Origin of the sequence: Streptococcus oriscaviae (assembly GCF_018137985.1) — a bacterium.
In the GTDB taxonomy this organism is placed as follows: Bacteria; Bacillota; Bacilli; order Lactobacillales; family Streptococcaceae; genus Streptococcus; species Streptococcus oriscaviae.
The window spans coordinates 1,990,766-2,015,618 of record NZ_CP073084.1 but is presented as its reverse complement, the minus strand read 5'-3'; the positions used below and the strand labels follow the sequence as shown (position 1 = coordinate 2,015,618).

23 protein-coding genes and 1 pseudogene are annotated in these 24,853 nt (G+C 41.1%); 4 read left to right on the top strand and 20 right to left on the bottom strand.

Annotation, left to right across the window (positions count from 1 at the left end):
* Positions 1-78: 78 nt before the first annotated feature.
* The 5 genes from INT76_RS10115 to rplK all read right to left on the bottom strand — a co-directional run bounded on the left by INT76_RS10115 (position 79) and on the right by rplK (position 5,646).
* Complete coding sequence (locus INT76_RS10115) at positions 79-1,719, bottom strand: putative polysaccharide biosynthesis protein (RefSeq protein WP_212573066.1); 1,641 nt, start codon at positions 1,717-1,719, stop codon at positions 79-81.
* Positions 1,720-1,824: 105 nt separating this feature from the next.
* Positions 1,825-2,109, bottom strand: a complete 285-nt coding sequence (locus INT76_RS10110; RefSeq protein ID WP_212570452.1) for a hypothetical protein — start codon at positions 2,107-2,109, stop codon at positions 1,825-1,827.
* 86 nt (positions 2,110-2,195) lie between these two features.
* Positions 2,196-4,271, bottom strand: coding sequence for a DUF2079 domain-containing protein (locus INT76_RS10105; protein WP_249116151.1), 2,076 nt, complete (start codon positions 4,269-4,271; stop codon positions 2,196-2,198).
* A 164-nt stretch (positions 4,272-4,435) separates the two neighbouring features.
* A complete protein-coding gene (gene rplA, locus INT76_RS10100) occupies positions 4,436-5,125 on the bottom strand; it encodes a 50S ribosomal protein L1 (RefSeq protein ID WP_212570450.1) in 690 nt (229 codons plus the stop codon).
* A 95-nt stretch (positions 5,126-5,220) separates the two neighbouring features.
* A complete protein-coding gene (rplK, locus tag INT76_RS10095) occupies positions 5,221-5,646 on the bottom strand; it encodes a 50S ribosomal protein L11 (RefSeq protein ID WP_212570448.1) in 426 nt (141 codons plus the stop codon).
* A 152-nt stretch (positions 5,647-5,798) separates the two neighbouring features.
* Here rplK and INT76_RS10090 point away from each other — a divergent pair, with 152 nt between their 5' ends.
* Positions 5,799-6,155: a DUF3397 family protein gene (locus INT76_RS10090; RefSeq protein ID WP_212570446.1), complete on the top strand. Its 357-nt coding sequence runs from the start codon at positions 5,799-5,801 to the stop codon at positions 6,153-6,155.
* 42 nt (positions 6,156-6,197) lie between these two features.
* On the opposite strand, the gene gloA2 is transcribed toward INT76_RS10090, so the two are convergent.
* The 9 genes from gloA2 to INT76_RS10045 all read right to left on the bottom strand — a co-directional run bounded on the left by gloA2 (position 6,198) and on the right by INT76_RS10045 (position 16,376).
* Positions 6,198-6,584 (bottom strand): SMU1112c/YaeR family gloxylase I-like metalloprotein, encoded by a 387-nt coding sequence (gene gloA2, locus INT76_RS10085; RefSeq protein WP_212573064.1) that lies wholly within the window; start codon positions 6,582-6,584, stop codon positions 6,198-6,200.
* The gene (locus INT76_RS10080; protein WP_212570444.1) at positions 6,584-8,932 is read right to left on the bottom strand and encodes a DNA translocase FtsK; all 2,349 of its coding nucleotides are present in this window, start codon (positions 8,930-8,932) and stop codon (positions 6,584-6,586) included. The genes gloA2 and INT76_RS10080 overlap by 1 nt, the downstream gene beginning before the upstream one ends.
* A 214-nt stretch (positions 8,933-9,146) precedes the next feature.
* Positions 9,147-10,505, bottom strand: coding sequence for a glycoside hydrolase family 32 protein (locus tag INT76_RS10075; RefSeq protein WP_212570442.1), 1,359 nt, complete (start codon positions 10,503-10,505; stop codon positions 9,147-9,149).
* Between the two features lie 18 nt (positions 10,506-10,523).
* Positions 10,524-12,134 (bottom strand): ABC transporter substrate-binding protein, encoded by a 1,611-nt coding sequence (locus INT76_RS10070; protein ID WP_212570440.1) that lies wholly within the window; start codon positions 12,132-12,134, stop codon positions 10,524-10,526.
* Between the two features lie 253 nt (positions 12,135-12,387).
* Positions 12,388-13,275, bottom strand: coding sequence for a carbohydrate ABC transporter permease (locus tag INT76_RS10065; protein WP_212570438.1), 888 nt, complete (start codon positions 13,273-13,275; stop codon positions 12,388-12,390).
* A gap of 9 nt (positions 13,276-13,284) precedes the next feature.
* Complete coding sequence (locus INT76_RS10060) at positions 13,285-14,205, bottom strand: ABC transporter permease (RefSeq protein ID WP_212570436.1); 921 nt, start codon at positions 14,203-14,205, stop codon at positions 13,285-13,287.
* 151 nt (positions 14,206-14,356) lie between these two features.
* Positions 14,357-15,349: a LacI family DNA-binding transcriptional regulator gene (locus tag INT76_RS10055; RefSeq protein WP_212570434.1), complete on the bottom strand. Its 993-nt coding sequence runs from the start codon at positions 15,347-15,349 to the stop codon at positions 14,357-14,359.
* Between the two features lie 109 nt (positions 15,350-15,458).
* Entirely contained in the window at positions 15,459-15,998 is a 540-nt protein-coding gene (locus tag INT76_RS10050) for a hypothetical protein (protein WP_212570432.1), read from the bottom strand.
* Positions 15,999-16,376: a VOC family protein gene (locus tag INT76_RS10045; RefSeq protein WP_212570430.1), complete on the bottom strand. Its 378-nt coding sequence runs from the start codon at positions 16,374-16,376 to the stop codon at positions 15,999-16,001. It abuts the gene before it with no gap.
* Between the two features lie 156 nt (positions 16,377-16,532).
* On the opposite strand from INT76_RS10045, the gene INT76_RS10040 reads away from it, so the two are divergent.
* Both INT76_RS10040 and INT76_RS10035 read left to right on the top strand, forming a co-directional pair.
* On the top strand, positions 16,533-17,330 hold the full coding sequence (locus tag INT76_RS10040; protein WP_212570428.1) for a peptidylprolyl isomerase: 798 nt from the start codon (positions 16,533-16,535) through the stop codon (positions 17,328-17,330).
* Between the two features lie 103 nt (positions 17,331-17,433).
* Positions 17,434-18,291 carry a metallophosphoesterase gene (locus INT76_RS10035; protein ID WP_212570427.1) on the top strand — a complete coding sequence of 286 codons (858 nt, stop codon included), beginning with the start codon at positions 17,434-17,436 and terminating at the stop codon, positions 18,289-18,291.
* 361 nt (positions 18,292-18,652) lie between these two features.
* Here the strand turns inward: INT76_RS10035 and INT76_RS10030 are convergent, their stop codons facing one another.
* The 5 genes from INT76_RS10030 to INT76_RS10010 form a co-directional block, all read right to left on the bottom strand.
* Positions 18,653-19,453 carry a Fic family protein gene (locus INT76_RS10030; RefSeq protein WP_212570425.1) on the bottom strand — a complete coding sequence of 267 codons (801 nt, stop codon included), beginning with the start codon at positions 19,451-19,453 and terminating at the stop codon, positions 18,653-18,655.
* Between the two features lie 70 nt (positions 19,454-19,523).
* Entirely contained in the window at positions 19,524-20,411 is an 888-nt protein-coding gene (locus tag INT76_RS10025) for a hypothetical protein (RefSeq protein WP_124777281.1), read from the bottom strand.
* Between the two features lie 16 nt (positions 20,412-20,427).
* Entirely contained in the window at positions 20,428-20,778 is a 351-nt protein-coding gene (locus tag INT76_RS10020; RefSeq protein ID WP_124777278.1) for a hypothetical protein, read from the bottom strand.
* 7 nt (positions 20,779-20,785) lie between these two features.
* Entirely contained in the window at positions 20,786-21,565 is a 780-nt protein-coding gene (locus tag INT76_RS10015; RefSeq protein WP_212570423.1) for a site-specific DNA-methyltransferase, read from the bottom strand.
* Positions 21,552-22,961: an HsdM family class I SAM-dependent methyltransferase gene (locus tag INT76_RS10010; protein ID WP_249116150.1), complete on the bottom strand. Its 1,410-nt coding sequence runs from the start codon at positions 22,959-22,961 to the stop codon at positions 21,552-21,554. The genes INT76_RS10015 and INT76_RS10010 overlap by 14 nt, the downstream gene beginning before the upstream one ends.
* A gap of 780 nt (positions 22,962-23,741) precedes the next feature.
* Here INT76_RS10010 and INT76_RS11095 point away from each other — a divergent pair.
* A pseudogene (locus tag INT76_RS11095) lies at positions 23,742-24,170 on the top strand (IS110 family transposase); the annotation flags it as partial.
* Positions 24,171-24,269: 99 nt separating this feature from the next.
* Here INT76_RS11095 and INT76_RS10005 read toward each other — a convergent pair.
* The gene (locus tag INT76_RS10005) at positions 24,270-24,839 is read right to left on the bottom strand and encodes a hypothetical protein (protein WP_212570421.1); all 570 of its coding nucleotides are present in this window, start codon (positions 24,837-24,839) and stop codon (positions 24,270-24,272) included.
* Between the last annotated feature and the right edge of the window lie 14 nt (positions 24,840-24,853).

Genomic DNA, 24,853 nt, shown 5'->3' with positions numbered 1-24,853 from the left:
TTCTACCACAAAATTCGTTTTTTATGTAGTATAATTTACGGATAAAAAAAGAAAATCTGCAACAGATTTTCTTGTGCCTTAGGAAATTCGGAATTTTTGCCGCAAGACCTGAGCCCGCGCTCCAATCAACTTGTCCAACTGCCGAGTCTTCAAGGTCAAAAGGACAAAAACCACAATACCGACAAAACCGGAAATACCAACGTGAAGGGCACTGGAAATGTAGCCTTCTGCCGGAAGAAACATCGTTAAAATCCATTCAACCAACCAGACGATTCCTCCCATTACCAAGGAGATTAGGCTGATCGTCGCTGTATCTTTGTAAATTAGTTTCTTATCAAACGGCACCACTTGGTTGATACGGTGGTAGAAGAGATAGAGCATGACCAATAAGCCCAAGGCCGTTGAAACAAAACTGCCATACACTTGGAAAAGATAGATGCAGGGCAGTTGCAGAACAATCTTGACCAGCATGCCGATGGTAAAGTAGATGATGGCTTTCTTATTTTCAAAGAGGGCCTGAATGACCACACTCAAGACAGAGAACAGGGCTTGAAGGATGATTAAGAGGAGGTTAGCAATGAAAAGGGGAATCGCCATCGAATCAGACGGTCCATAAAAGGCCGTATAGATTGGCTTAGCCAAGAGCACCGTTCCTACAATCGCTGGAATGGTAAAGATAAACAACATCTGTAAATTATCAGAAATCAAGTCGGCCGTCGCCTTCCAATCCTTTTGGACGAATTTCTCCGTTATCAGAGGGATGGCAACACTGCCTAGACTGACAGAAATGGCGATAATCAGCATGGTAATCTTACTTGGATTGGACACCATGTACGAATAGAGTTTGAGCAATTCCGAATTGCTGTAATCTGTAATTTGCTCCATGACCCGAATAAAGGTTACCTGATCGACAAATTGGATGAGCTGAAGGCCCATACCCAAAATGATAATCGGAACAGCTTCTTTGAGGGTCTCCATAATAACTTCGCTAGCCTTGACAGAAATCGCTGTTTTTTTCGCATGGACGAGTTTGTTCAGATACCCCTGCTTCCATAAGGCATAAACCAAAACCCCTACACTGGCTATCATTCCGACAAAGGCAGCAAAAGTTGATTGGACAACAGCTTCCAAATAATCGCCCGAACCTAGTTTCATGATGTAGAAGGTTGCAGCCAAAATCCAGACAACCCGCACAATCTGCTCAACGATTTGACTGATGGCATACGGTCGCATATCGTGGTGGCCTTGGAAAAAACCACGCAAGATGGACATGGCCGGAAAGATAAAGAGCGGAGGAACCAAACTATACATGACCGGAATCAGAAGTTCCTTGGAACCGGATGCTTCTGCCAAAAAAGGCGCAGACAGGTACATTACTCCCGCAAAGGCAACTCCCATCACCAGCATGAGCTTGAAAAATTCCTTGACTAGGTAGTAAGAAACCTCTTCCTGCTTGAGAACATTGTACTTGGCAATTTGCTTGGCAAGCGCTGTCGGCAATCCAACGGTTGAAATCAATAAAAAGTTGGCATAAATCTGATAGCCCATATTAAAGAGAGCATTTGCCTCCTCACGATGGCTCCTCAGCCACATATACCAAGGAATGAGGTAAACAATTCCCAACAAGCGGCTAATAAAGTTTCCCGCTGTCAACCAAGCCATACCCTTGGCTAACTTTTCCCGTTGGGTCGGCTGTTGCTTCTCAACTGTTTCTGACATAATATCTACTTTCATTTATTTTTTTGTAGCTTCCTTATTATAAACTTTTCCACCGCCTTTGTAAAACGAAAAAACAGCCGCCTTCAAAAGGGAGCTGTTCTCAAACTAGAGGGAGTCTAGGCCGATGGAAAACCGCCGGTAGGTATTTTGCAACTCCTGAAGATAACGGGCTAAGTCTACCAACTCTTTAGGAGCCCGTGCAGTCAGAGCAGTCAACTCTGCTTTGACAAAGACAGATAGCCTGTCTGCCAGTAGGTAAAGATTGTCTGTCTTCTCCAATTCCTGAGCCGCCTCTAGCAGCTTTTCTTTCAAGGCATCTGACAAGACTCCTTGTGGCAAGTCATAGGCTTTTGATAAATAATGATAAAAATCAGAAAGGTTTGCTTTCATATTGCCTCCTTATCATATATGCACTAGTATAGTCCATCGAAGTGAAAAAATCAACACAAAAAGAAGACCATAGGCCTTCTTCTATTTTAATTACCAGGTTTTTCCAAGACAAGGACTTCCTGATTAGACAGTGAACTTTCTTGGTAGCCCGCCTGAAGATAGAGATTTACCACTTCTACCTCTGTTGCTACTTGACCGCCTGACAAACTGGCTTCCATCAGCTCTCTCTTCATGACAAGCACTTCCACACTATCATCCACTTGACGATTATTGTGGTAGAACAAATCATACAATTCCGGAGCTTCTCGCAGCTCAACTGTATAGCCTGTAAAGGCAAGGATTTTCTTGTCTTTAGGGATGGCATCCAAGGTTTCATGAATAACATCCAGCTTTTCTTTATGAATCGCATAATCCTCTACTGAGCGATACCAGGAATGGGTATAGCTATACATCAATCCAGCTGAAAGGATAATACTAGCAAGCAAGAGTGAATATGGAAGCAACTTGGCCTTATGCTGCATACTTCTCTGAAAGAACTGAGTAAGATGTTCCATGGCCATAAAAGTCATAAAGAGCAAAAGAACATTTGTTCCGTAACTATACTGGAAATTGATATCCGCCTGATACACATAATCAGACAAGAGATTGATAACCACCAGAGGTAAAAAGAGGATATAGGCTGCCCAGTCTTTTTGTACCAGAGGCAAGAATAGCTGACTGGCAAATACAATCAAGAGATAATGCAATTTTGACTGGGTGAATAAGGAAGCCAAGGCATAGGTTGGATTGAGCACAATATTGCTCAAAACTGTCATCAACCCTTCCTGTCCTTGTAGCAGGAAATTATCAAAGTGGCTAACCATGGCTCCCTCACCAAACTGGTTGAGCAGATAGAGACACCCTGCGAAATAGACCAGTGGGAATAGAAATTGGGACAAAACAATCCGCAACCGCTGCTGTTTGTCCAACTGAAAGCGCGACTGTACTAGGAAGAAACTCGCGACCGATACCACATAGATAAAGGCATCTTCCTTGACCATCAAGGTCAGCAGGCTAACTAGCCACAGACCCGCCTTCCACTGCTTGATATTGGCGTAAATTAGCCAGAGCAAGAGGGGAGGAAGGAAGCAATTTTCATGCAAGTGATAGGAACCAGCTGTTGTCATAGCTGGAGTTACCACAAAAAGCAAAATCCCCAACCACTTGGCCTTGGCAGGCAGATGCAGCTCCTTGATAATCAAGTAAAGCGGGAAAATTCCAGAAAAAACAACCAAAATCTGCAAAACTTCCAATGTTTCCCCATAAGGAAGAACATAGTAGAAAGGAAGCAAAAGATAGTAGATGGGTGAAATATGAACAGCAAAGTGGGATAAAACCTTATCCCGCTCCAATGTCGTTACAGGAAGCAGGGTTTGCTTCATACCTTCAAACATCTGCGTGAAAATACCAAAGTCAAAGGTAGATACGGAGAAGATTTTAACCTTGTAAGCCACCACCACCGCTAGATAGGTCACATAAAGAGCGACAAGGGCAAGAATAATAGCAGCAAGCCAAGACTCACTTGTTTTACTGGACAAAAATACAGGATACCTTTTGCCCAAAAACTGAAGCAGAACCACAGCCAACACACTATACACTACCAAGATTAAAATAAGCCAGAGCCGACCATAATCCCATCCTTCTGTCTTGACCACAAAACGCTCAACAAGCCCAACAAAGGGATGGTAAATCAAATGCACCACCTTGGGCAGGCTCAAAAGCAGCAAACCCAGAAACCAGCCCCTGACTGGCGAACCATCAAAACAAAGTTTGGCGTAGATACCGCAAGCCAACAATAAAAAGCCAAACACAATCATGAGCGACGGACTTTTTAAAATAACTCCTGTGACATAGCAGCCCAGAAGCAAATGGGTCACCTCCTGCTTTTTCAGAAAAGGAAGCATCCTGCTCCACCAATAAAGAGCACCAGCTAACAGAAGAACAACCACCACAAATAAGGGCAGGGAAAGACTTGGTTCCAACACCAGATACAGTGGGTTAATTGCCAAAACACCTTGCTGCACAATCGCGTAGAGCAAATAGGCATTGACCAGATAAGGCAACCAGCTTTCTCTACTCATGTGCTTCAGTCCTGACAGCCCTTCTTTCATCTTTGAAATCATACTAACTCCTCAATCTTATCAGCCTTCCAGTAAAAATCTGGCTGAAAGGCCCTAACTAGAGTATTTTACCATATTTTTGAGGTCTACGCGACTATCTTTTTTCTATTTTTTACTTCCAGTTCCAGACAAGAAAAAAGACTGCCCGTAGACAGTCTGATTTACGTTTACAGTGAGCTTGGATCAACTTTGATACCCACACCTTGTGTAGTAGTGATGGATACAGAAGTCATGTAAGTACCTTTTGCAGTAGCTGGTTTCGCTTTTACCATTACTTCGTGGAAAGCTTTGAAGTTTTCAACGAGTTTGTCAGCGTCAAATGATACTTTACCGATAAGAGCTTGTACGATACCTGCTTTGTCAGCACGGTAAGTGATTTTACCACCCTTAGACTCTTCAACTGCTTTAGCAACATCCATAGTTACTGTACCAGTTTTAGGGTTTGGCATCAAGTTACGTGGACCAAGTACGCGACCAAGACGTCCAACAACTGCCATCATGTCTGGAGTTGCGATAACAACGTCAAAGTCCAACCAACCGCCGTTGATTTTAGCAACAAGGTCGTCTTCACCAACAAAATCTGCACCAGCAGCTTTTGCTTCTTCAGCTTTTGCACCACGGGCAAATACCAATACGCGAGCTGTTTTACCAGTTCCGTTTGGCAATACCATTGCACCACGGATTTGTTGGTCAGCTTTACGAACGTCAATGTTCAAGTTGTAAGCAACTTCAACTGACGCGTCAAATTTAGCAAAGTTTGTTTCTTTTGCAAGAGCAACAGCTTCTTCTACGCTGTAAAGTTTTGTGCTGTCAACTTTCTCAAGAGCAGCAAGTAAGTTTTTGCTTTTTTTAGCCATGTTTTATTCTCCTTGTAATGTGGTCATATCGATTTTCATCTCCCACGTCACCTATCGAAGCGATGAGGATATGCGGGTCTTGGGTTTGTTACAGATTAGTCAGTAACAGTGAATCCCATAGAACGAGCAGTTCCTTCGATCATACGCATTGCAGCTTCTAAGTTAGCAGCGTTCAAATCTGGCATTTTTGTTTCAGCGATCTCTTGCACTTGTGCGCGTGTTACTGAAGCAACCTTAGTTTTGTTAGGTGTGCCTGAACCTTTTTCAACACCTGCAGCTTTTTTCAACAAAACAGCAGCTGGCGGTGTTTTACAGATGAAATCAAATGATTTATCTTCGTAAACTGAGATAACAACTGGAATGATCATACCTGCTTGATCAGCTGTACGAGCGTTGAATTCCTTTGTGAATCCCATGATATTGATACCTGCTTGACCAAGTGCTGGACCAACCGGTGGAGCTGGAGTTGCTTTACCTGCAGGGATCTGAAGTTTTACAAGTTTTTCGACTTTTTTAGCCATAATATAAAATCCTCCTATTGTGGTTTTGGCGGTAATTTCAGATTTTTACCTCCCACAAGTATGCTTTTCGCATACCTTCCCATTATACACTAATCTCCCAAAAATGCAAGCTTTATATTTACTTTTTAAGGCTTTTTTTATAGAATAAAGCTATGATATTCTTAAAAATCGCATCAATCTTATTTATCTTTCTCATCTTAACCATTTCAATCATTTTGGTTAAGCTTTTTGGTCTGCAGAAAAAGGGGTGGAATTTTGCGGATCTTGCCTTTCCTATGTTTGTTTTTGTCTTCTACCTAATTTCAGACAAGGTTTACTACAATAGTTTGCTGCCGCTTTTAACCCTCTCTCTTTCCTTACTGGCTTTGGCTATCACAAGCTTCTTCCTTTTGAAAAGACGAGACTTCACCTACAAGCGATTTTTCAAGTTCTTCTGGCGAGCAGGTTTTATCCTCACCTTCCTGCTTTATCTGGCCCTAGTCATCGCTGTCCTGACCATGAAAAATTAAGAGAAGACCACCGCCCTATCAATCAGGCGATGGTCTTTTTTTCTACTCGTGTATTTCCAAAGGCAGACCATCTGGGTCAAAGAAGAAGGCCATCTTTTTGCCATCAAAGTCGTCTGTCCGCAACCCCTGATGGGGAATCCCCAGCCTGTCAAACTCCTGCAAACAAGTTGCTACATCCGCCACTCGAAAAGCCAAGTGACGAAGACCTGTATGCTCTGGATTTGGCATGACCGGTCGTAAAGGGGCATCCGGCTTGATAAAGATTTCCAGCACTAACTTCCCTTTTTGAACATTGAAGAGAATATCGCCCTTATCTGGTCGAATATGCTCATCCAACGGTTCAAAGCCTAGCTTGCCTACATAAAATTCTCTGGTTTTTTGGTAGTCGCGGCCTATAATGGCCACATGGTGGATGGTGTCTAACTCAATCATTGTGTCTCCAATACCTTGCGTGGTTTGGTGCCCTCGGCAGGCCCGATGACACCGGCAGCTTCTAATTCTTCCATCAGTCTGGTTGCTCGGTTAAAGCCAACAGATAGGCGGCGTTGAATCATCGAAGCACTGGCTTTTTGGGTTTCGATAACCAAGGCACGCGCTTCATTGAAAAGAGGGTCACCACCGTCATCGCTGCCACCATTGTCCAAGTCTCCTTCAGTAACCTCTCCAGGATCAAAACTCTCATCATAATCGGCATCTGCCTGATTCTTGATAAAGGTGACAATGCTTTCTACATCATCATCGGAGATGAAGGAACCTTGCAAGCGAACAGGATGGTTCTCATCGATTGGCTTAAAGAGCATATCCCCTCGGCCAAGGAGTTTCTCAGCTCCATTTTCATCCAAGATGGTTCGGCTATCGGTTCCGCTTGACACTGCAAAGGCAATACGAGAAGGCACATTGGCCTTAATCAAACCGGAAATGACATCAACCGATGGCCGCTGGGTGGCAAGAATCATATGGATTCCCGCAGCACGGGCTTTTTGTCCTAAACGGATAATGGCGTCTTCTACTTCCTTGCTGGCTACCATCATCAGGTCGGCCAACTCGTCTACAATAACGACGATTAGCGGCAGAGGAATCTGTTTTTCTTCCGAACGGCTGTTAAATTCTTCCACCTTAGCGTTGTAGCCCTCAAGATTACGAACCCCTAAATGACTAAAGAGCTCATAGCGTTTTTCCATCTCATCGACCACTTTTTGCAAGGCACGAGCAGCCTTGCGCGGATTGGTAACGACTGGAATGAGCAGATGAGGGACGTCGTTGTAGACGGACAATTCAACCATTTTAGGGTCAATCATCATAAATTTGACCTGATCTGGCCCAGCCTTCATCAGGATGGAAGCAATAATTCCGTTGACCGCAACGGACTTCCCAGAACCGGTCGAGCCTGCCACTAGCAAATGAGGCATCTTGGCCAGATTGAAGGAACGAACAGAACCATTGACTGCTTTTCCAAGCGGGATTTCAAGAAGCTTGTCTGGGTCTGTTTTTGACTGCTCCCACAGCTCACGGAAAGGTACCGTAGCCACCTCTGAGTTAGGAACTTCAATACCAACCAGGGATTTTCCAGGAATCGGAGCCTCTATGCGGACATCCTTTGCTGCCAAGGCTAGAGCCAAGTCATCTGCCAAATTGGAAATGCGATTGACACGAACACCGACAGCAGGCTTGACTTCATACTTGGTAACGGACGGACCAATCTCTGCCCGCTCTACTACGACCTTGATACCAAAGCTGGCAAAGGTGTCCTCCAAAACCTTGATATTCTGGCGGACAATCCGCTTCTCGTTGGCCTGACTTTTGGCCTTGATTGGGGCAAAAAGGTCAATAGATGGTAACTTGTAAGCCAAACGCTGCTTTGGCTTAAAATCAATATCAAAGTCCTGAGCCATCTCTTCTTCAACTGCCTGCTCTTCTTCTGCAGCTAGCAGTACAGGAAAAGGATCTTCTGCGACGGGTTCTTGATATTGAGAAATAATCGGAACCTCGAGCTCTTCCTCTTCTTCCAAGATTTCTCCTGTTTCAAGGTCATAGGACACTTTTTGTTCGTCTTCCTGAGCCAGTCTGGCCTGCCACTCAGCTTCCTCTGCCTTGAGTCGTTCTGCTTCCTCAGCCTGACGGGCCGCTTCCTCGGCTTGTCGTGCTTCTTTTTCTGCCTGTTTGAGGGCACGTTTCTCGGCTCGGCGTGCTTGAGCTTCAGCCATTTTTTCCCGAGTAGCCGCAAACATATCTGCCAAATCATAGACAGACCACGGACTCATGAAGAAAAGGCCAAAGGCGATGAGCAGGGCACCGATAAAGAAACTGCCGATATTCGCAAAAAGGAAAGAAACAGGGAAATAAACGAGTCCGCCTAACAGACCACCCCCTAAAAAGTGAGTCACCTGAAAGGTAGATAAATCTTCCATGGCCCGCATGAAAGTTTCTCCCCACAAATCCTTTCCTGCATAGGTCCAATCCAAATAGGCTTGAAACTCTAAAAGCATCCCGATAAGCAGAAGCCAAAAACCAGAAATCATTCCTTCACGCTTGGACAATCTCTCCGGTATCAAAATGTAAATAGCCAAACAGGCAATAACAAAGTAGGCACTGCTTCCCACAAGAAGACGGATGAGATTGTAGGCTGTTACTCCAAACACCCCCATTCTGCTTGCCGCAAAAACAAGCAGGACTAGGATGACAAATCGGATGAACAAGGACTTGGTTTTCTGTCGTTGAGCTAACTCAGCCTTGGTAGGACGCCGCGTTGTGCGCCCCTTTTTGCTATTTTTTTTCATATCTTCCTCACAAACTTACTATCTTCTCATTTTATCATATTTTGAATGATTTTTCAGAAAAATAAAACCCTGCTTGAAGGCAGGGTAAGGTATTGTCTTCCAGTGTATATTTAGTTCTGGCATCTGGAGTTGATATTAGAACAGTACCACGATTCACGGAATAGCCGGAATCTAGTAAGCCAAGCTGGCAACAAACTGAATGACTATAGACGAACTAGCGAACTTGAAGGAGGCAAGGACCATCTATGTAGTAGGTTGAAGTCAAACTTTCTTGACCCTTGTTAACAAATATTTCTAAACAGTTGCGGTCAAGGACAACGAATAAGTCCGCAGCTTCAACAGTGACTGCACGACGAACAGTAGTCCACGTTTCTTCCCCAATTTGGTTGATAGACAAGTGACTGCGGTCAACAAACACTTCTTGCGATTCTTTATCATAGCCAAAGAGCAAGTAATCGTCATCATTTCCTAACTGGTAGGTTTCAGAAGTGGATAACTTCAACTGGATTTGTCCAGCTGTTTGAATCTCCTGCCCAAGTGTGAGATTGGTTAGACGAGGGAAGATACTATCTGGGAGGGTTTGAACAAGCCCGTTTTCACCTTGTTTGAGAATGCGGGGAAGGGTCATCTGACCAAACCACTTGTGCCCCAAGTCATTGGTTACGAGAGGACGTCCCCAGGTATGCATCCAGGCAATCATCACGCGCTCTCCAGCCGGTCCTTCCGTTGTCTGTGCAGCATAGAAATCATGACCGTGGTCAATTTCTTTGAAACTGTCTGCTACAAAGACCTTCTTATCCCAGTCCACATGACCGCTCACAAAGATGTTGGAGTTGATATTGACAAAGTCGTTGCCCTCTTTTTGGTAGCGCATAGGAGAAACAATCAGATATTCCTTCCCATCTACTACAAAGTAATCGGGGCATTCCCAAACGTGACCTTGGTGAGCCTCACCTTTTAGGAAGATAGATTCAAATTGCCAGTCGATGAGATTATCAGACCCTAAAAGAACAATACAGCCGACACCATCTTTGTGCTTGGTTGCCACAACAGAATAGTAGTGCCCGTCTTTCTCAAAAATCTTTGGATCTCGAAAGTCGTTGGCAATCACTTCGTCTGGCAAGAGGGCCTCAGTGGCCACGGGGTTTTGCTCCACCTTTTCAAAATGAATGCCATCTGTCGAGTAGGCCATATTCTGCACTTGTCTGACAGAACCATCTTCATTAACGATATGACCGGTATACATGAGCCAGAGGGTATCGTCTTTAACAATGGCAGAACCAGAGAAACAGCCATCCTTATCATAGTCCTTGTCTGGAGCAAGGGCAACTGGAAGGTGTTCCCAGTTGACCAAGTCCTTGCTCTTAGCATGTCCCCAGTGCAGGGAACCCCAGACACTGTCATAAGGATTATATTGATAGAAGAGATGGTACTCTCCACGGAAATAGACAAATCCGTTGGGATCGTTAATCCAGCCGATTTCTGGAACAAAATGAAGTTGTGGCATGAAAGTTGAATTAACTGTTACCTTCTCTGCTTGAATAAATTCATTGGCTTTTTCTACTGTTTTCACAGATAGCCTCCTTTTTGATTACTGATTTTCTTTGTATTGATCGTAGTATTTCTGCTTGATAGCCAGCCAGTCAGACAAGCCATAGCTTTCCAACTCTTTGAGGTAGCTATCCCACTCTTCCTCTACACCACCGTTCACAATCCATTCAGCACGTTTACGGTAGATATAGTCGTTCATATCTGCTTCAACTTGGGCAATCTTGTCCAAATCTTCTTGTTCCATGAAGACACGAGGATAAATATCATCGTTTGTCACATAGTCAAGGTAGGTCGCATGCATCAAATCCAAGCGCCATTTGGCATCATCAGGCATGGTTGTTACAGTACCGTAGTATTCATCAAGAATAGCCAAAGGACCACCTACTTCTGTCTTCTGACGAAGTTCGCCTGGTGCAGTACCATTCAATGGCAAGTGTTTGAGACTGTTAGTGGCCTCATCGTATTCAAAGATGTTTTGTTGGGTTTCATCACCATAAGTACCCCAGTTGTTTTGGACAGACTGGATTGGTTCATACTGGGCATCAATCCACTTAGCGGTCAATTCCAAGTTTTTATTAGCTGATGTGATGACCATGCGGTCACGTTGGAAGCCCATACCGTTGGTCCGTGTGATATGCTTGGTTCCGTCAGGACCTGCCAAGACTGGCAAGATGTCATAGGTATCGTTCATACCAGTGATATTTGCCTTGTCCCAAGTGAAGTAAACACCGTAGAGATTTTCACTTCCCTTAGCCAAGTAAGTATTCCAGTCATGCTCGAAGGCTTCTGGGTCAATGAGGCCTTTTTCTTGAAGGGTACGCATAAATTGAACACCTTCTTTGTAGTCTTCATTGTCCGCTGTAAAGTCAACGGTACCGTCATTGTTTACGACGATATGCTCATCGTTATCACCGACACCAAAGGCACCAAAGAGAATCTTGAAGTCTTCGCCGCCGTTACCGTTGACAAAGGACATTGGGATTTCATCTGCCTTGCCATTTCCATTTGGATCCTTGGTCTTAAAGGCTTCGAGAACCTTAATCAAGTCATCTGTTGTTTGTGGCATTTCAAGGCCTAATTTATCCAACCATTCCTTGTTAATCCAAGCGATGTCGCTAACGGTGTGGATGGATTCTTTTCCTTCACCCAATTCCTCAATCCATGGGAATGAGTAAATATGTCCATCTGGAGCTGTGATCATAGAGCGGTATTCTGGATTCTCATCCAAAATCTTCTTGAGATTTGGCATATGCTCATCAATCAGGTCTTCAACTGGTACGATAACCCCTTGCTTAGCCCAGTTCATCAATTCCACATCAGAAGCCCCATCATTATGAATGGCGTCTGGTAAGTCACCTGAAGCAATATCCAAGTTCCGTTTTTCGCCAAAGTCAGACTGGTAGTTGGTCCATTCGATATGAACTCCGGTCGCTTCCTCCAAGCGTTGGAAAATCAGCTTATCATTCGGATCTGCTGGAGCTAGGGGGGAACTAGCAGTCATGAATTTCAGGGTCACTGATTTTTCCAGAGGAAACTGCACATCTTTTAATTCATAATCGGGGCTTGATGCAGTATTTTTTGAACCACAAGCAGCAAGCAAGGCAGCACTTGCTAGAAGCGTAACAACTGTTTTTCCAAATTTGTGTTTCATCAGAAACAACCTCCTATATTTGTAAATTGATTTTTTAGATTATCTTTCAGTTTCCTTTTATTACTAGCTCTAAAGGTTTTGTAAACCTTTAGAAGTGGGAATAGAGGGAACTACGTTCCTATCAAAAAGCTGAATCCTGTACTGAAGTACGGCATGGCTAGTTCAAATAATACATGATTATTTGAAGCTGGAGATAAGGAAACGAAGTTTCCTCTTTCGTCGGTGTAAGAAAAGAGAAAGTGGAAGACGATTGTTAACCTTTTAATGAACCAGCCATGATACCCTTGTCAAAGTATTTCTGGAAGAATGGATACATGACAATAAGTGGCAAGCTAGAGATGACAATGGTCGCGTATTTAATCATTTCTGCGATCCGTTTCATTTCATTCATCGCGTCTTGCGCTCCAATCATATCCTTGGCTGGCTCACTTTGGATGAGGATTTTCCGAAGGACTAGCTGGAGCGGTTCCAGGTCAGGGTCTTTGATATAAATCATAGCATCAAAGTAAGAATTCCATTGACCGACAAAGGCGTAGAGGAAGAGAACAAACATGATGGGCTTGGCTAAGGGAAGCATGATTTTCCAAAAAATTTGAAACTCGTTGGCACCATCCATAACCGCAGCTTCAACCAGCTCGTCCGGCAAGCCTTGGAAATAGGTTCGAGCCAAGATGATATTCCAAACATTGACAGCACCCGGAATAATGATGGCCCAAACGGTATTTAACATCCCTAAATCTTTCACCAAGAGGTAGGTTGGCACCAAACCACCGCCGAAGAACATGGTGAAGACAAGGAAAGCATTGATCCATTTTTTCCCAACCAAATCCTTCTTAGACAGCGGGTAGGCCGTCATAACGGAGATAGCCACTGTCACAAAGGCAAATGCGAAGGAATAAAAGAGAGAATTGAAGAAACCTCTAAGGATAGATTTGTCTGAAAACACCCGCTGATACCCTTCAACCGTCCAGTCTTTAGGATCAAAACTAATCCCCTTGCTGACCAAAGCCTGCGGATCCATAAAGGAAGCGACTAGAATATAAACCATGGGAACGACGGTAATCAGGACAAGGAATGCCAGCAATATCTTATTAACAACGAGCATACGCTTGTCAAATTTTGTATACATTTGCGTATTCATAAGAACCTCCTATAAACCTTGTCCATCATTGACACGTTTGACAATTTTATTAACAGCAATGAGTAGGATAATATTGATTAGGGCGTTGAACAAACCAACCGCTGTTGAGTAAGAGTAGTCTCCTGAAACCAGACCGATTTTATAAACATAGGTAGAAATAATTTCCGAACTGGTTAGGTTGAGTGAGGTCTGCATCAAGAAGGCTTTTTCATACCCCACGTTCATGATCCCCCCTGCTGCCAGGATAAACTGGATAACCATGACAGGCTTGAGTGCAGGTAAGTCAATATGCCAGATTCGTTGGAAAATATTAGCACCGTCTAGTTTGGCCGCTTCAATCAATGCAGGGTCTACATTGACCAGCGTGGCTGTATAGAGCGTTGAGGCCCAGCCCATTCCTTGCCAGATACCACTCAAAATATAGAGAGGTCTGAAGAAATCTGGATCTGTCAGGAAGTTGGCTTCAATTCCAAAAATACCAAGTATCGTATTGATTGGGCCACCTACTGAGAAAAAGAGGAAAATCATACCGACGATGACAACGACGGAGATAAAGTTCGGAGCGTAGAGTACTAGCTGAATCCGTTTCTTAGCCTTATCGCTCAAAAGTTGATTGAGCATGATGGCTAAAATAATCGGAGGCAGAAACCCTAAGAGCAAGCCGTAGACACTCAATTTCAAGGTGTTAGCAAGGAGAACTCCAAAATTGGGAGAGGAAAGAAACTTGGTAAATTCTGTAAATCCAATCCAGTCACTGCCCAAGACACCCTTCAAAGGATTGTAGTCTTTGAAGGCAATCAAGACACCATACATCGGAATGTAGCGAAAAATGAAGGTTAAAACTAATCCCGGTAGCAACATGAGCAACAGAAGTTTTTGTTGCTTCAGTCTATCCCAGAGGTTCGTTTGTTGAAGTTTTGATGTTTTCATAAGAACTCCTTTTTGAAACGTTTCATATTTTCTTTATATAAGAAAGAGGTTGCCCTCTGCATTTTTGAAACGTTTCATGTTTTCTACAAAAATAAAACCAACTTGTTTTTGCTGATTTCATTTTAACACTGTAACCGCTTTCTGTCAACCCCTATTTTGATCTTTTTGTTGTTTTTCCTTCAACATAGGAAATCGGCAGTATGGTTTGAAGAGGACGTTCTTTCTTTTCAATAATATCTACCAGACAGGCAACTGCCTCTTTTGCCATTTCCTCCAATGGTTGACGAATAGTAGAAAGAAAAATTTTCCGTTCTTCTGCCATTTGAACCCCATCGTAGCCAACGACCTGCACATCTTCTGGCACCCTTCTTCCCAGTTTTTCCAGAATGGAGAGGGTATCTAATGCTGCAAAGTCATTGATTGTAAAAATAGCATCAATCTGAGGATGAGTTTTTAAAAATTCCTCCACTTGCTCTGTAAAATCATCGTAGGGTTCTTCCAAGTCTAAAATGTAACAAGGATAACCTGCCTCACGAATCCGTTTTTCAAAGTATATCCTGCGTTTTTTCGTTTCATTGATGGTCTTATTATGCCCACCAATAAAGGCAAACTGACTCCCGCCTCTTTCAATCAAAATATCTGCTGCCAACTCTGCACCAGCTTGGTTATCTGAACTAACGCAGGCGATCTCCTTGTTTTCATAAGTCCGATCAATGCTAACAAAGGGGATATTAGAAGAAAGATAATCATCAATGGGGCTGTAAGTGATGGCGATAATACCGTCCACCTTGTTTTGTTGAAGCATGGTCAAATAGTCCATTTCTCGCTTTGGCCCGCTGATGTTACAAAGCAACAGCTTGTAGTTGCGTTTGCTGAGTTCAACCTCAACATGAAAAGCAAATTCTCCAAAAAAAGGATGCCAAACTGTTGGAATAATCAAAGCCACTGTTTCTGTCCTATTCTTCTTCATGCCACGGGCGTAAACATCAGGAATATAGTTCAATTCTTTAATGGCTGCATGCACTTTTTGAAGGGTACTTTCTTTAATACCTGATTCATTGTTTATCACACGCGAAACTGTACCGACGCTGACACCAGCCACTCTAGCTACATCCTTCATGGTGATTGATTTTTGTACTTCCATGTCTACTCCTTTCAAAAGCGATATTTGAAACGTTTCATATTTCTTTAAGAATACCATTGTCAGCGTTTTCTGTCAAGAAAAAATAGACCAGCCCGGCAGCCCGGCTAGTCTACATTTTCTTCTTTGGATGCTTATCAATCACTTCAGGATGGTTTTCAAGGGCTGCTCTGCCTTTTTCCGTCAGGGCATAGCCGCGAACTGAAAAATAAGATGCCAACCTGTCTTCCGTCAGATGCTCTCGCAAGGCAGCATCCAAATCAGCCGCCTTCATCTTGGAAAGTCCAGCCACTCCTTCTGCCTTGAGAATGTTTTTCTTAGCGGTCGAAGTGATGTGGTCAAGGGAATCAAAGGCAGACTCCATATAGGCATAGCCATCAGCTAGCAATTGCTCCATGTGGGCAGGGCCATTGATACCATACATGTATTCAAAATACTTGGAATAGGGTGTTGTGGTTTCAAATGTACCGAAGTTAATCCGCCAAAGCAAGATGATGTCCCCGGGCAAGAGGCCTTCTTCTAAGCGAACCATATTGCGCTTGGGTACAGGTTTGGCTTCTAAGAGCCAGCTTTCCAAATCTCGCTCCGGTGAAATATAAGGTTTAACTTCGTGGTCGCGATACATCTCTTCAATACGCTTGTGAGCAGACATCTACTTCACCTCGCGAACAGCAAAGTAATTGCCTTCATTATCACAGAAATTAAAAACCTTCATAAAACCCAAATCCATGACAGGGTTAGCCGTTACACCATTTGCAATATAGGCTTGATAGGTCGCCTCCACATCTTTAGATGTCATCAAGATGGATGGCGTATCCAAATTCATCCCCGGATTCATCCTTGCTACTTCAGCCTTGTCATGAAGAACAAGCTGGACTTCACTATCGATCTTTGGAGCCAAAACATAGGAAACCTGCGGGCCTTGAAGCTGCTTTTCCACGCGCTCAAAACCGAGTTTTTCCTTCCAAAAAACTGCAGCAGCTTCTATGTCATTAACGTAGAGCATCACTTGTCCGATTGATTCAATCACTATCCTTACCTCGTTTTATTTAAATTTACATTGTTCCTTATTATACCTTATTTTTGAACAAATAGAGTCTGACTTGCTCAAACTGCTCTTCACCATTGAAAAAGAAAGAGCTTTCTGGTAAAATGTGCTTACATTTATTGTCAGAAAGGGTATCTTATGAAAAAATTTTTATTTGTAGCTCTAGCATCCAGTCTGTTTTTGGCTGCTTGCTCCAGCAATTCAACTGAGTCATCTTCCAGCTCCACAAGTAGCCAAGCTACCAGCTCCTCTACTGATACCACAGCTTCCAGCAAGTACGCTAAGGATTTAGCCTACGCCATTAACAATCCAAACGCCAGCTTCCCACAGCTTTCTCAGGAAGTAGCTGAAAACGAAGCTGCTGTAACCATCAAAACGAGTGCAGGGGATATTACCCTCAAACTCTTCCCTGAACAAGCTCCCTTGGCCGTTGAGAACTTCCTAACACATGCCAAGGAAGGCTATTACAACGGTGTCATCTTCCACCGTGTCATCAACGGCTTTATGATTCAAGGCGGCGACCCACTGGACAACGGTACAGGCGGAGAGTCCATTTGGGCTGGAAAGGACGATAGTATCGATGCCGGCCGAGGTTTCAAGAACGAGCCTTCTGCCTTCCTCTACAATATCCGTGGTGCACTCGCCATGGCCAATGCTGGTGCAGATACCAACGGCAGTCAATTTTTCATCAACCAAAATCCGACGGATGCGTCGGCTCAACTCTCAACTAGCAAGTATCCTGGAAAAATTATCGAAGCCTACAAAAGCGGAGGAAACCCAAGCCTAGACGGTGGCTACACTGTCTTTGGTCAAGTCATCTCAGGTATGGAAATCGTAGACCTAATCGCTGCTGTAGAAACGGGCAGCAACGACAAACCAACCACCGATGTCACCATCAACAGCATTGAGATTGTAAAAGACTACAAGTTCGACTAATCAACTAGAAAAAGGGCCTACCTAATGTTGTTCCCATTTTCAAATTCGTGAAAAAACAGTCCCTCGGACTGTTTTTTTGCGCCCAATTCGGTATAATAGGGGCATGAAAAAATTGGCCATTATGAGCGACCTGCATATCGACAGCAATCAATTTGGGCAGGCCGAAATCGACACCCTAATTCAGACCCTCCAAGAGGAAGAGGTGGTTCACCTCCACTTGGCAGGGGATATTTCCAACCACCATGAGCGGGCCAGCCTACCCTTTCTGGAACATCTCCGCCAGCACTTGGATGTCAGCTACAATCTGGGCAACCATGACATGCTGGGGCTGGACGAGGCACAGATTGAGGCGGAGAATTTTCAGCTTCTAGACATTGGAGACCGACAACTCCTGGCCTTTCATGGCTGGTATGACTATTCCTTTTCTGACGGGGCATATGATAGGATTCTAAGGCGGAAAAACCTCTGGTTTGACCGCCGTTTGAACCGAAGAAAAAGCGACCAAGAAATCGTGGAGCGAGAACTGGAAGTCCTGGAAAGCCAGCTACAGACCTTGGACAGGGACCGGCTGATCCTGGCCATGCACTTTGTCCCCCACCGCCGCTTTACCATGTGGCATGAGAAGTTTGCCCCTTTCAACGCCTTTCTGGGCAGTCAGGCCTTTCATGAGCTCTTTGTTCGCTACCAGATTCCCGATGTGGTCTTTGGCCATGCCCACCGCTCCTATGGCACAGTCGAAATCGAGGGCGTCCGCTACCACGCAAGGCCCCTTGGCTACCAGCGCGAGTGGGACCTGACCATCGACTTTGTCAACCAAAACCCCCACCTCAACCCCAGCCAGACCTGGAACCTCTCCAAACGCTTCAACCTAGTCAAAAACAACCCCCACTACCTGGCCCACAAAAAAGAGAAGTTCAAAGACGAACTCCTCGGATCGATGACCTTGTTTGAGGTGGGGTAAACATTAACAATAGACCACTTTTCTTTCCAAAGAAGGTGGTCTATTTTCATAAAATGAGCGTCTTCTACTCCTCCAGCAGCCAGTCCAGCAGATTTTTCTTCTGGATCCCATCATAATTGGCATTTGGCTGAATACTGTCCATCGTCAGGAGATATTTAGGATAATGATCTGCAATTTTTTGCAGGGGACGAAGTTCTCTTTTCAGAGTTTCGGAGGGGAATGATATTATTTTCAAATTTTTGGAAATAATCGGTGATTTATAGTGATATTTTAAAATTTTTGGAATTAATTGGTGATATTTTGTTTTATTTAAAAATTTTGAAAACTAAGAACCACGGTCTTTCAACCATAGTTCTTCAAATTATTTCTGAATCCCCAACTCCTCATACATCATCTCGCTAGACAAATCATTCTGACCTTTCAGGAGAAGGTTTTCAAAGAAGGCTGTCAGAAAGTCCGAACATTTGTGAGTTAACTTGGCATTATCCAAAATAAGGGCATCTCGGAAGTATTTTGCATGATTTTGAAATGGTGTAGTGTCCATTTCAAAACCGAGTGAACGGAGATACTTAATCAAAAAAACGGTAATTGTTCTAGTATTCCCTTCACGAAATGGATGGATTTGCCAGATTCCCGAAATAAAACTTTGAATATGGCTGACAATGGCTCTCTCATCTAGTCCGGCATAAGAAAAATCTCTTTCTTGCTGGAAATCATAGTCTAGAGTCGCAGCAATCAGTGGAAAATCAGAATAAATGATTGTGTCACCCCTTAAGACTGATTCATTTTTTGTAATGTTGACGGTACGGTATTTGCCAACTGGAATATTGCTGTCAAAAACATCTTGGAAGAGCTCCCTGTGGATATGGAGTAGGCTTGTCGGTCTCAAGCTAAAACCGTTATGAGAAAGCATTTCAACGATGCGAAGGGAAACAATATCAGCCTCTTGCGTACTGGCGTCCGTTGACTGATGATATTTGGTGATTTCCTCATACACCTGCTCATAGGTATACTCCCCACGCGCCTGCTTGTCAGCCAACTCTTCCATATAAACAGATGGGGTCAGCCCATCCACTTTTTGGAGACCAAAACCTGTCTCCCAAAGCTCTTGCTTGGCTTCGTAGGAAAGATTGGGATTATCGATATTGTAGGTTGGTTGCATGCGGACTCTCCTGATAGGTTTGTTGTGAGCATTATACCAGGACTCGTTTAAAACAATGGATTACCATAAACTATTTATCCCCATAGCCTAGGTCCCTAGCTATGTCTTTCCACGACTCATAATGTTTTCCTCTAATCTCTGGCGGCAACACTGTCGAGTACTCTTCCGGATGAATTGGTTTTCTTTTCTTAGTACTCCGACCTTCCCAATAGAACTTATGAGTATAGTCTGATTCTTTATTTTCTTTCTTCAAGCCATCCAAAAGTTCTTCTGTATAGCTATTAAGTGCTTGTTCCTTATGGCGGACTCCAAACCCTATTTGTCTAAATTCATTTGCCCATATTTTTATCTGGTGTTCCTTTTTCCAAAAATCTTTGTTTCCCGAATTATACTTTCTTAAAAATCCATCTCTCATATTAGGATGTGCCCAATCAATATTTTGAATAGGTATATCCAAAGTTTTAAGAAGATTTGCAATGTCAATCACGAGATACCAGTTATTTGGAATTTCAATGTATACTCGATGTTTATATTTTTCAAAATAATAATTACTACGCCGAATGTATGCTGTAACATCACATAGCCCTTTTAAAAAATACTTTCGCTCCAGTTCCGTAGCCGAAAAAATATCATTAGGAATCCTCATATTTTTCCTTGAAGTTGAACCACCTAACAATCTCATCATTTCTCTAATCGTATAATCTTGATTGGGCTTAACAAACGTTATTAATGTAACTTTTTGCAACTGAACTATTGATATATGTGTACTTAACAACGGCGCTATTATTTTATTTATATCATCAAGACTGGCCTTAACATACAATTTAACATCGTGAAATTCATCCGTCCGAAGTTTTTTGTGAGGGATTGAAATTGAAATTTTAGTTTCATTTTTATTTTTTTCGACGGTGCCATTACCACAAATCATGCCAAGTAAATATGCCATTTCAGTATTCATCAATAACTACCTCGTTTTAGTTGTATCCAATTCTGTACCCATTTTCAAATAGGTATCTTACTAGTCCTTTATCATCGATTCGATACTTAAATTCATTAGACCTATATTTTTTATTATTGTACTTTTTATTATTCCAATATTGAGGTATGCCAGCTATAACATTTAAATATATTCTATATTCTACACCCCATTTATCAACATTTGGATTTAATACACAAATCCCCTCCGAATAATGACTTATTTTAGAATAATTCTGAGAATACTCTCTAACAAATTTATCAATGCTCTCTGGACGCCCCTCTACTTCTATGAAAATTTTTTGGTTATTCTCTTGTAAAAAATTATAGAAATCAATATAATCATGCATGTCCTCATTACTCCTTTACAAAAATCAATATATACTCATGGACCTTATTAATTCTGAACTTATATGGGTATCCTAGAGGTCTCATGTTATTGTAATCTGACTGTCTATCCCAAATTATCAAATCGTCAAAAATATATCCATGTTGTTTTAATTCAGTCGCTAAATCCATATGTAGTGGATAAAAATTACTTTTCTTTCGTATGTCCATTACATTCACAAGGCAGTATGAACCTGATTTTAATACTCTACCAACTTCACCAAATAGACTTCCTAATTTAGAAATAAAAACATCATAGTCAATTTCATTTCCAAGATCTATATCTTTATCGGAATAATTCATCGCCTCTTTTTTATCGGCACTTCTGTGCATATTAAGAATATCCCAGTAAGGGGGAGAAGTAATGCAAATATCGACAGTGTTATCTTCTAACATTTTTATTAACTCGAAAGAATCACCATTAAAAACCTTGATGTTGTCATTCCTATCAATTCTACTTAAAGATACTTTGTAAAACTCCTCAGAGAGTTCTATTCCAATCCCTTTCCTATTTGTGTTAATCGCTCCAACCATCGTTGTTCCAACTCCATTAAACGGATCCAACACAATTTGATTTTGCTTAGAAAATGTTAATAATAGCTTTTCTACTAATGAAACAGGGAAAGAGGCCGGATGCCCCAAATCTTTTTCTTCTTTCGTTTTTCTTAAATCTCTCCAAATACTAAATGAATTTTGCAACCATTCCTTTCCAGATAAATCATTACATCGTTTATTATTATTCACTGGCATCCCATTTCTCCGACTGTATTTTTTTCATCTCACTATCAATGTATCTAGACTCTGCAGGTGTAATTTTATACATTTTGTAAACTAAATCATTTAAGGCTTCCAAAAATTCAAACCATGTGCTACTCATATATTCTACTTTTTCCAACTGTCTAACTACGTTGATTACCTGATTAAATGTCTCTTCTTCTCTGACCAAAGGTACCTTTTTCAAATACCTTGCATCAGTATGCATTGTTAGACTAGAATTATTAAAACAAAATTTCAACAAATAATAATTACATAGTCTGGAGTGCAGTATGCCCAAAATATATCTACACATTTTTTCGTCACCATCAGTAAGAACGGTGACAGTTTCTGTTGCTAATAAATCACCACCGAAAGAGGCAATCACTCCGGCTTCAGCACTATATATATTCTGTATAAATACTTTATTCCCTTTTCGAGGCACATTTCTATTTTTGAAACCAAACTTCCGTATATCTTTTCCTGCAACCGAACCTTTTTCTTTGCTTTTCCCCCTTCCAACATAACCTGTACAAATATCTTGAAATTTTTGATAATTTTGATTCATTTTTTTATAAAGTTCATAAGATTGATTGGACTCAAAAAAAAGTATTTCGTTCGAATAAAAACTTTGCTTCACTTTTGATAACTCTATTATCTCTAAATTATCACTTAATCGGCAGAATTTAATTTCATTTCCAATAGGACGCTTGTTTATAAATGTAAACACAATTTGCTCACCGCGAACTCCTTTAAAATACTTACCTAAATCAATAATAGAATGAATTGTGAATTCTTTTAAAATCCTTTTTCGAAGCATTCCATATGACATAATATGTAAAAAGTTTTTAGGAATAATAAAACTAACTTTTCCTTTTTCTGCTAAACTCTCTATAGCTCTGTATATAGCTGCTACAAACAGATTGTTTCCTGAATCTTTTACATCTCTTAAAAAGAAATAATCGTCACTCTTTATCTTTATGTTTTGTGTTAGTGGAACATATGGAGGATTTCCTACAATATAGTCAAATTTTTCTTGAACACCAAACTTTTTAAGAATGACATGAGATGAATTTCCAATAGTATCTAATGTTTTAATTTGGTTTGCTTTCAATCCAGTCATTTTTCTACAAATTGATGTCATTGTTTTGTCTATATCAGCACCATAAAGTTTTTCAAAACCGTAATATTTTGCTGCATAAATAAAACTACCGCTTCCGCAATTAGGTTCGTAAAAGGATTTTGTAGGATCAAGTTTTAGAAACTCGATAATTTTATAGGACAAACGTACATCTGTATAATAAATTCCTTTAGATTTTTTATACTCCTTCTCTAAATTTTTTTCAAAATCTCCACTAATTTGTAAAAAATTATCAAAATTATTTATATTCACAATATTTTCTCCTATTTCCTAACCACTCCATTATATCACAGATTTATACTATTAACTAAAAATGTATTATGAAATCAAGTAAAATACATCTTCTACCAGTTTAGTTTATTTCTAAGTTCGCATATTCAATTACAAAGTAGTGCAAAATAATCCGATTCGAAAATCTTTTACAAACATACAATTTCTATGTTAAATAGTAACTCCAATGAAATTAATGACTCCTTGATTACTGAGTTTTTGTAAGTTTTATACACTTATTGTATTCATTATTTTCTCAAATAACCTTATATATGATTATCAGTGAAGAATTCTCCGATGGGAGAGAATGGTTGCTTATATTCTATAGGTTAAAATATAGATATCTTATCAAATCCTAGATCTTTTTGATTTTAGAAACAGTAAAACAAATCGGCAACATATCTGTTTGAGGGATATTTTTATCAAAGCATACGGGACACTTAATGTTAAGTATTGAAGATGAGGTCAATAAAACTAGGAATTACTCCAGACCAAAAGACGAACATTAGGTGGACAATTTTGGGGAATTGATGCAAATAAGATAAACTAAGTGTAACTATTTTTATCAATGGTCAAAATATTGTGTCTAACATTGCTATTGGCTTCCGTCATCCTCAGACTTTTTACTTTTCCACGTCTTAATCCTTTAGAAACCAAAAAGTTATTCGACAGTCACCCCTAAGTGAATCTCTGAAACTCTAATCAAATAATTAGCTGGAAAGTCACTTGACCCTGCAAAAAGTCTTATCCTACCTTTATTAATATTATGCAAAGAAATTTCCTAGACTGACAAATTGTAGAGAACAAGCTTACCAAAGATAGCTGTTCTAGCTGAGCTATTGACAGAATACAAAATTTTACTCTCCGCAGAAACCACTACAAAAAGTATTATTTCGGAAGATAGTCATCAGTTTCAGTCCGCCAATCAAATCAATGCCTTTATCGCTTATAGATCTCAGCTTAGCTCAAGAACACATTACCGAACGTGAGGATTCTTACACTAGAAAGATTCTGTACAAGGGCAGCCACAACTAGTCCCACCTGTCACACTACGGACTCTCATGAGATACAAAAAAGACAATCGTAGGTGACTTCAACCAAGCCACATACGATTGCCCCCTACATCGTCTCATCATGACAACGTATTGCCTTATAACACCTAACAAACTTTACGGCTATACTTCTACCTAAACTCATTAAAGTCGTTTATATACTTATCATAAAATATTTAACGTTGAACAATTGCTTCATCTTTGACAAAGGGTAGAAAATAATCGTTCTATTATATCATTATAAAAAAGGGCTTAGAATAGTAATTATATTTGCTGCAAAGCCAGCTAATTCTGAAGTTGATCTTGCAACTGTTCTAAGAAATTTTAGATTTTCATCAGATGGATTTTCTTCCCCTTCTAATTCCTCTAGGATCCGATTTAATACATTAAGTAACTGAGTATTTTCTAAAGAATTCAGTTCATCTGAATATATAAATCTCTCAGCTTTAATTTGTGCAATTGAATTACTATAAATCGTCACTTGAGCAGCAGAAACCGTTACTTCATCAGCCAATACATTAATATGGGGGAGTTCTTTTAAATATGCTTTAGCATAATGATCACTCAAAAAATTATCAAATATTCCACCATTATGATAACCATACCTTCCATTAATGACCTTATATTGGACATCATTATAATAAACTAACTTTCCATGTTGACTAAAAATTAAATCAAAAGCTCTGAGAAAATCCTGTCCCTTCCTACCAATAGGAAAATATTTATACTCTATTACAAACTGACCATCTTCTGAGTAATATTGATTTTCATGCCTATTTAAAATTTGATACGCAATATCTTCATTCACTTTTTATTTCCTCA

What these genes read in the sequence shown, in the direction of transcription:
- INT76_RS10050 (WP_212570432.1), bottom strand. Translation starts at nt 15,998, where the DNA reads ATGTCTGCTCACAAGCGTATTGAAGAGATGTATCGCGACCACGAAGTT.
- rplA (WP_212570450.1), bottom strand. Translation starts at nt 5,125, where the DNA reads ATGGCTAAAAAAAGCAAAAACTTACTTGCTGCTCTTGAGAAAGTTGAC.
- INT76_RS10035 (WP_212570427.1), top strand. Translation starts at nt 17,434, where the DNA reads ATGAAAAAATTGGCCATTATGAGCGACCTGCATATCGACAGCAATCAA.
- INT76_RS10080 (WP_212570444.1), bottom strand. Translation starts at nt 8,932, where the DNA reads ATGAAAAAAAATAGCAAAAAGGGGCGCACAACGCGGCGTCCTACCAAG.
- rplK (WP_212570448.1), bottom strand. Translation starts at nt 5,646, where the DNA reads ATGGCTAAAAAAGTCGAAAAACTTGTAAAACTTCAGATCCCTGCAGGT.
- INT76_RS10020 (WP_124777278.1), bottom strand. Translation starts at nt 20,778, where the DNA reads ATGCATGATTATATTGATTTCTATAATTTTTTACAAGAGAATAACCAA.
- INT76_RS10090 (WP_212570446.1), top strand. Translation starts at nt 5,799, where the DNA reads ATGATATTCTTAAAAATCGCATCAATCTTATTTATCTTTCTCATCTTA.
- INT76_RS10105 (WP_249116151.1), bottom strand. Translation starts at nt 4,271, where the DNA reads ATGATTTCAAAGATGAAAGAAGGGCTGTCAGGACTGAAGCACATGAGT.
- INT76_RS10015 (WP_212570423.1), bottom strand. Translation starts at nt 21,565, where the DNA reads ATGCCAGTGAATAATAATAAACGATGTAATGATTTATCTGGAAAGGAA.
- INT76_RS10110 (WP_212570452.1), bottom strand. Translation starts at nt 2,109, where the DNA reads ATGAAAGCAAACCTTTCTGATTTTTATCATTATTTATCAAAAGCCTAT.
- INT76_RS10025 (WP_124777281.1), bottom strand. Translation starts at nt 20,411, where the DNA reads ATGAATACTGAAATGGCATATTTACTTGGCATGATTTGTGGTAATGGC.
- INT76_RS10060 (WP_212570436.1), bottom strand. Translation starts at nt 14,205, where the DNA reads ATGAAAACATCAAAACTTCAACAAACGAACCTCTGGGATAGACTGAAG.
- INT76_RS10055 (WP_212570434.1), bottom strand. Translation starts at nt 15,349, where the DNA reads ATGGAAGTACAAAAATCAATCACCATGAAGGATGTAGCTAGAGTGGCT.
- INT76_RS10065 (WP_212570438.1), bottom strand. Translation starts at nt 13,275, where the DNA reads ATGAATACGCAAATGTATACAAAATTTGACAAGCGTATGCTCGTTGTT.
- INT76_RS10030 (WP_212570425.1), bottom strand. Translation starts at nt 19,453, where the DNA reads ATGCAACCAACCTACAATATCGATAATCCCAATCTTTCCTACGAAGCC.
- INT76_RS10040 (WP_212570428.1), top strand. Translation starts at nt 16,533, where the DNA reads ATGAAAAAATTTTTATTTGTAGCTCTAGCATCCAGTCTGTTTTTGGCT.
- INT76_RS10070 (WP_212570440.1), bottom strand. Translation starts at nt 12,134, where the DNA reads ATGAAACACAAATTTGGAAAAACAGTTGTTACGCTTCTAGCAAGTGCT.
- INT76_RS10115 (WP_212573066.1), bottom strand. Translation starts at nt 1,719, where the DNA reads ATGTCAGAAACAGTTGAGAAGCAACAGCCGACCCAACGGGAAAAGTTA.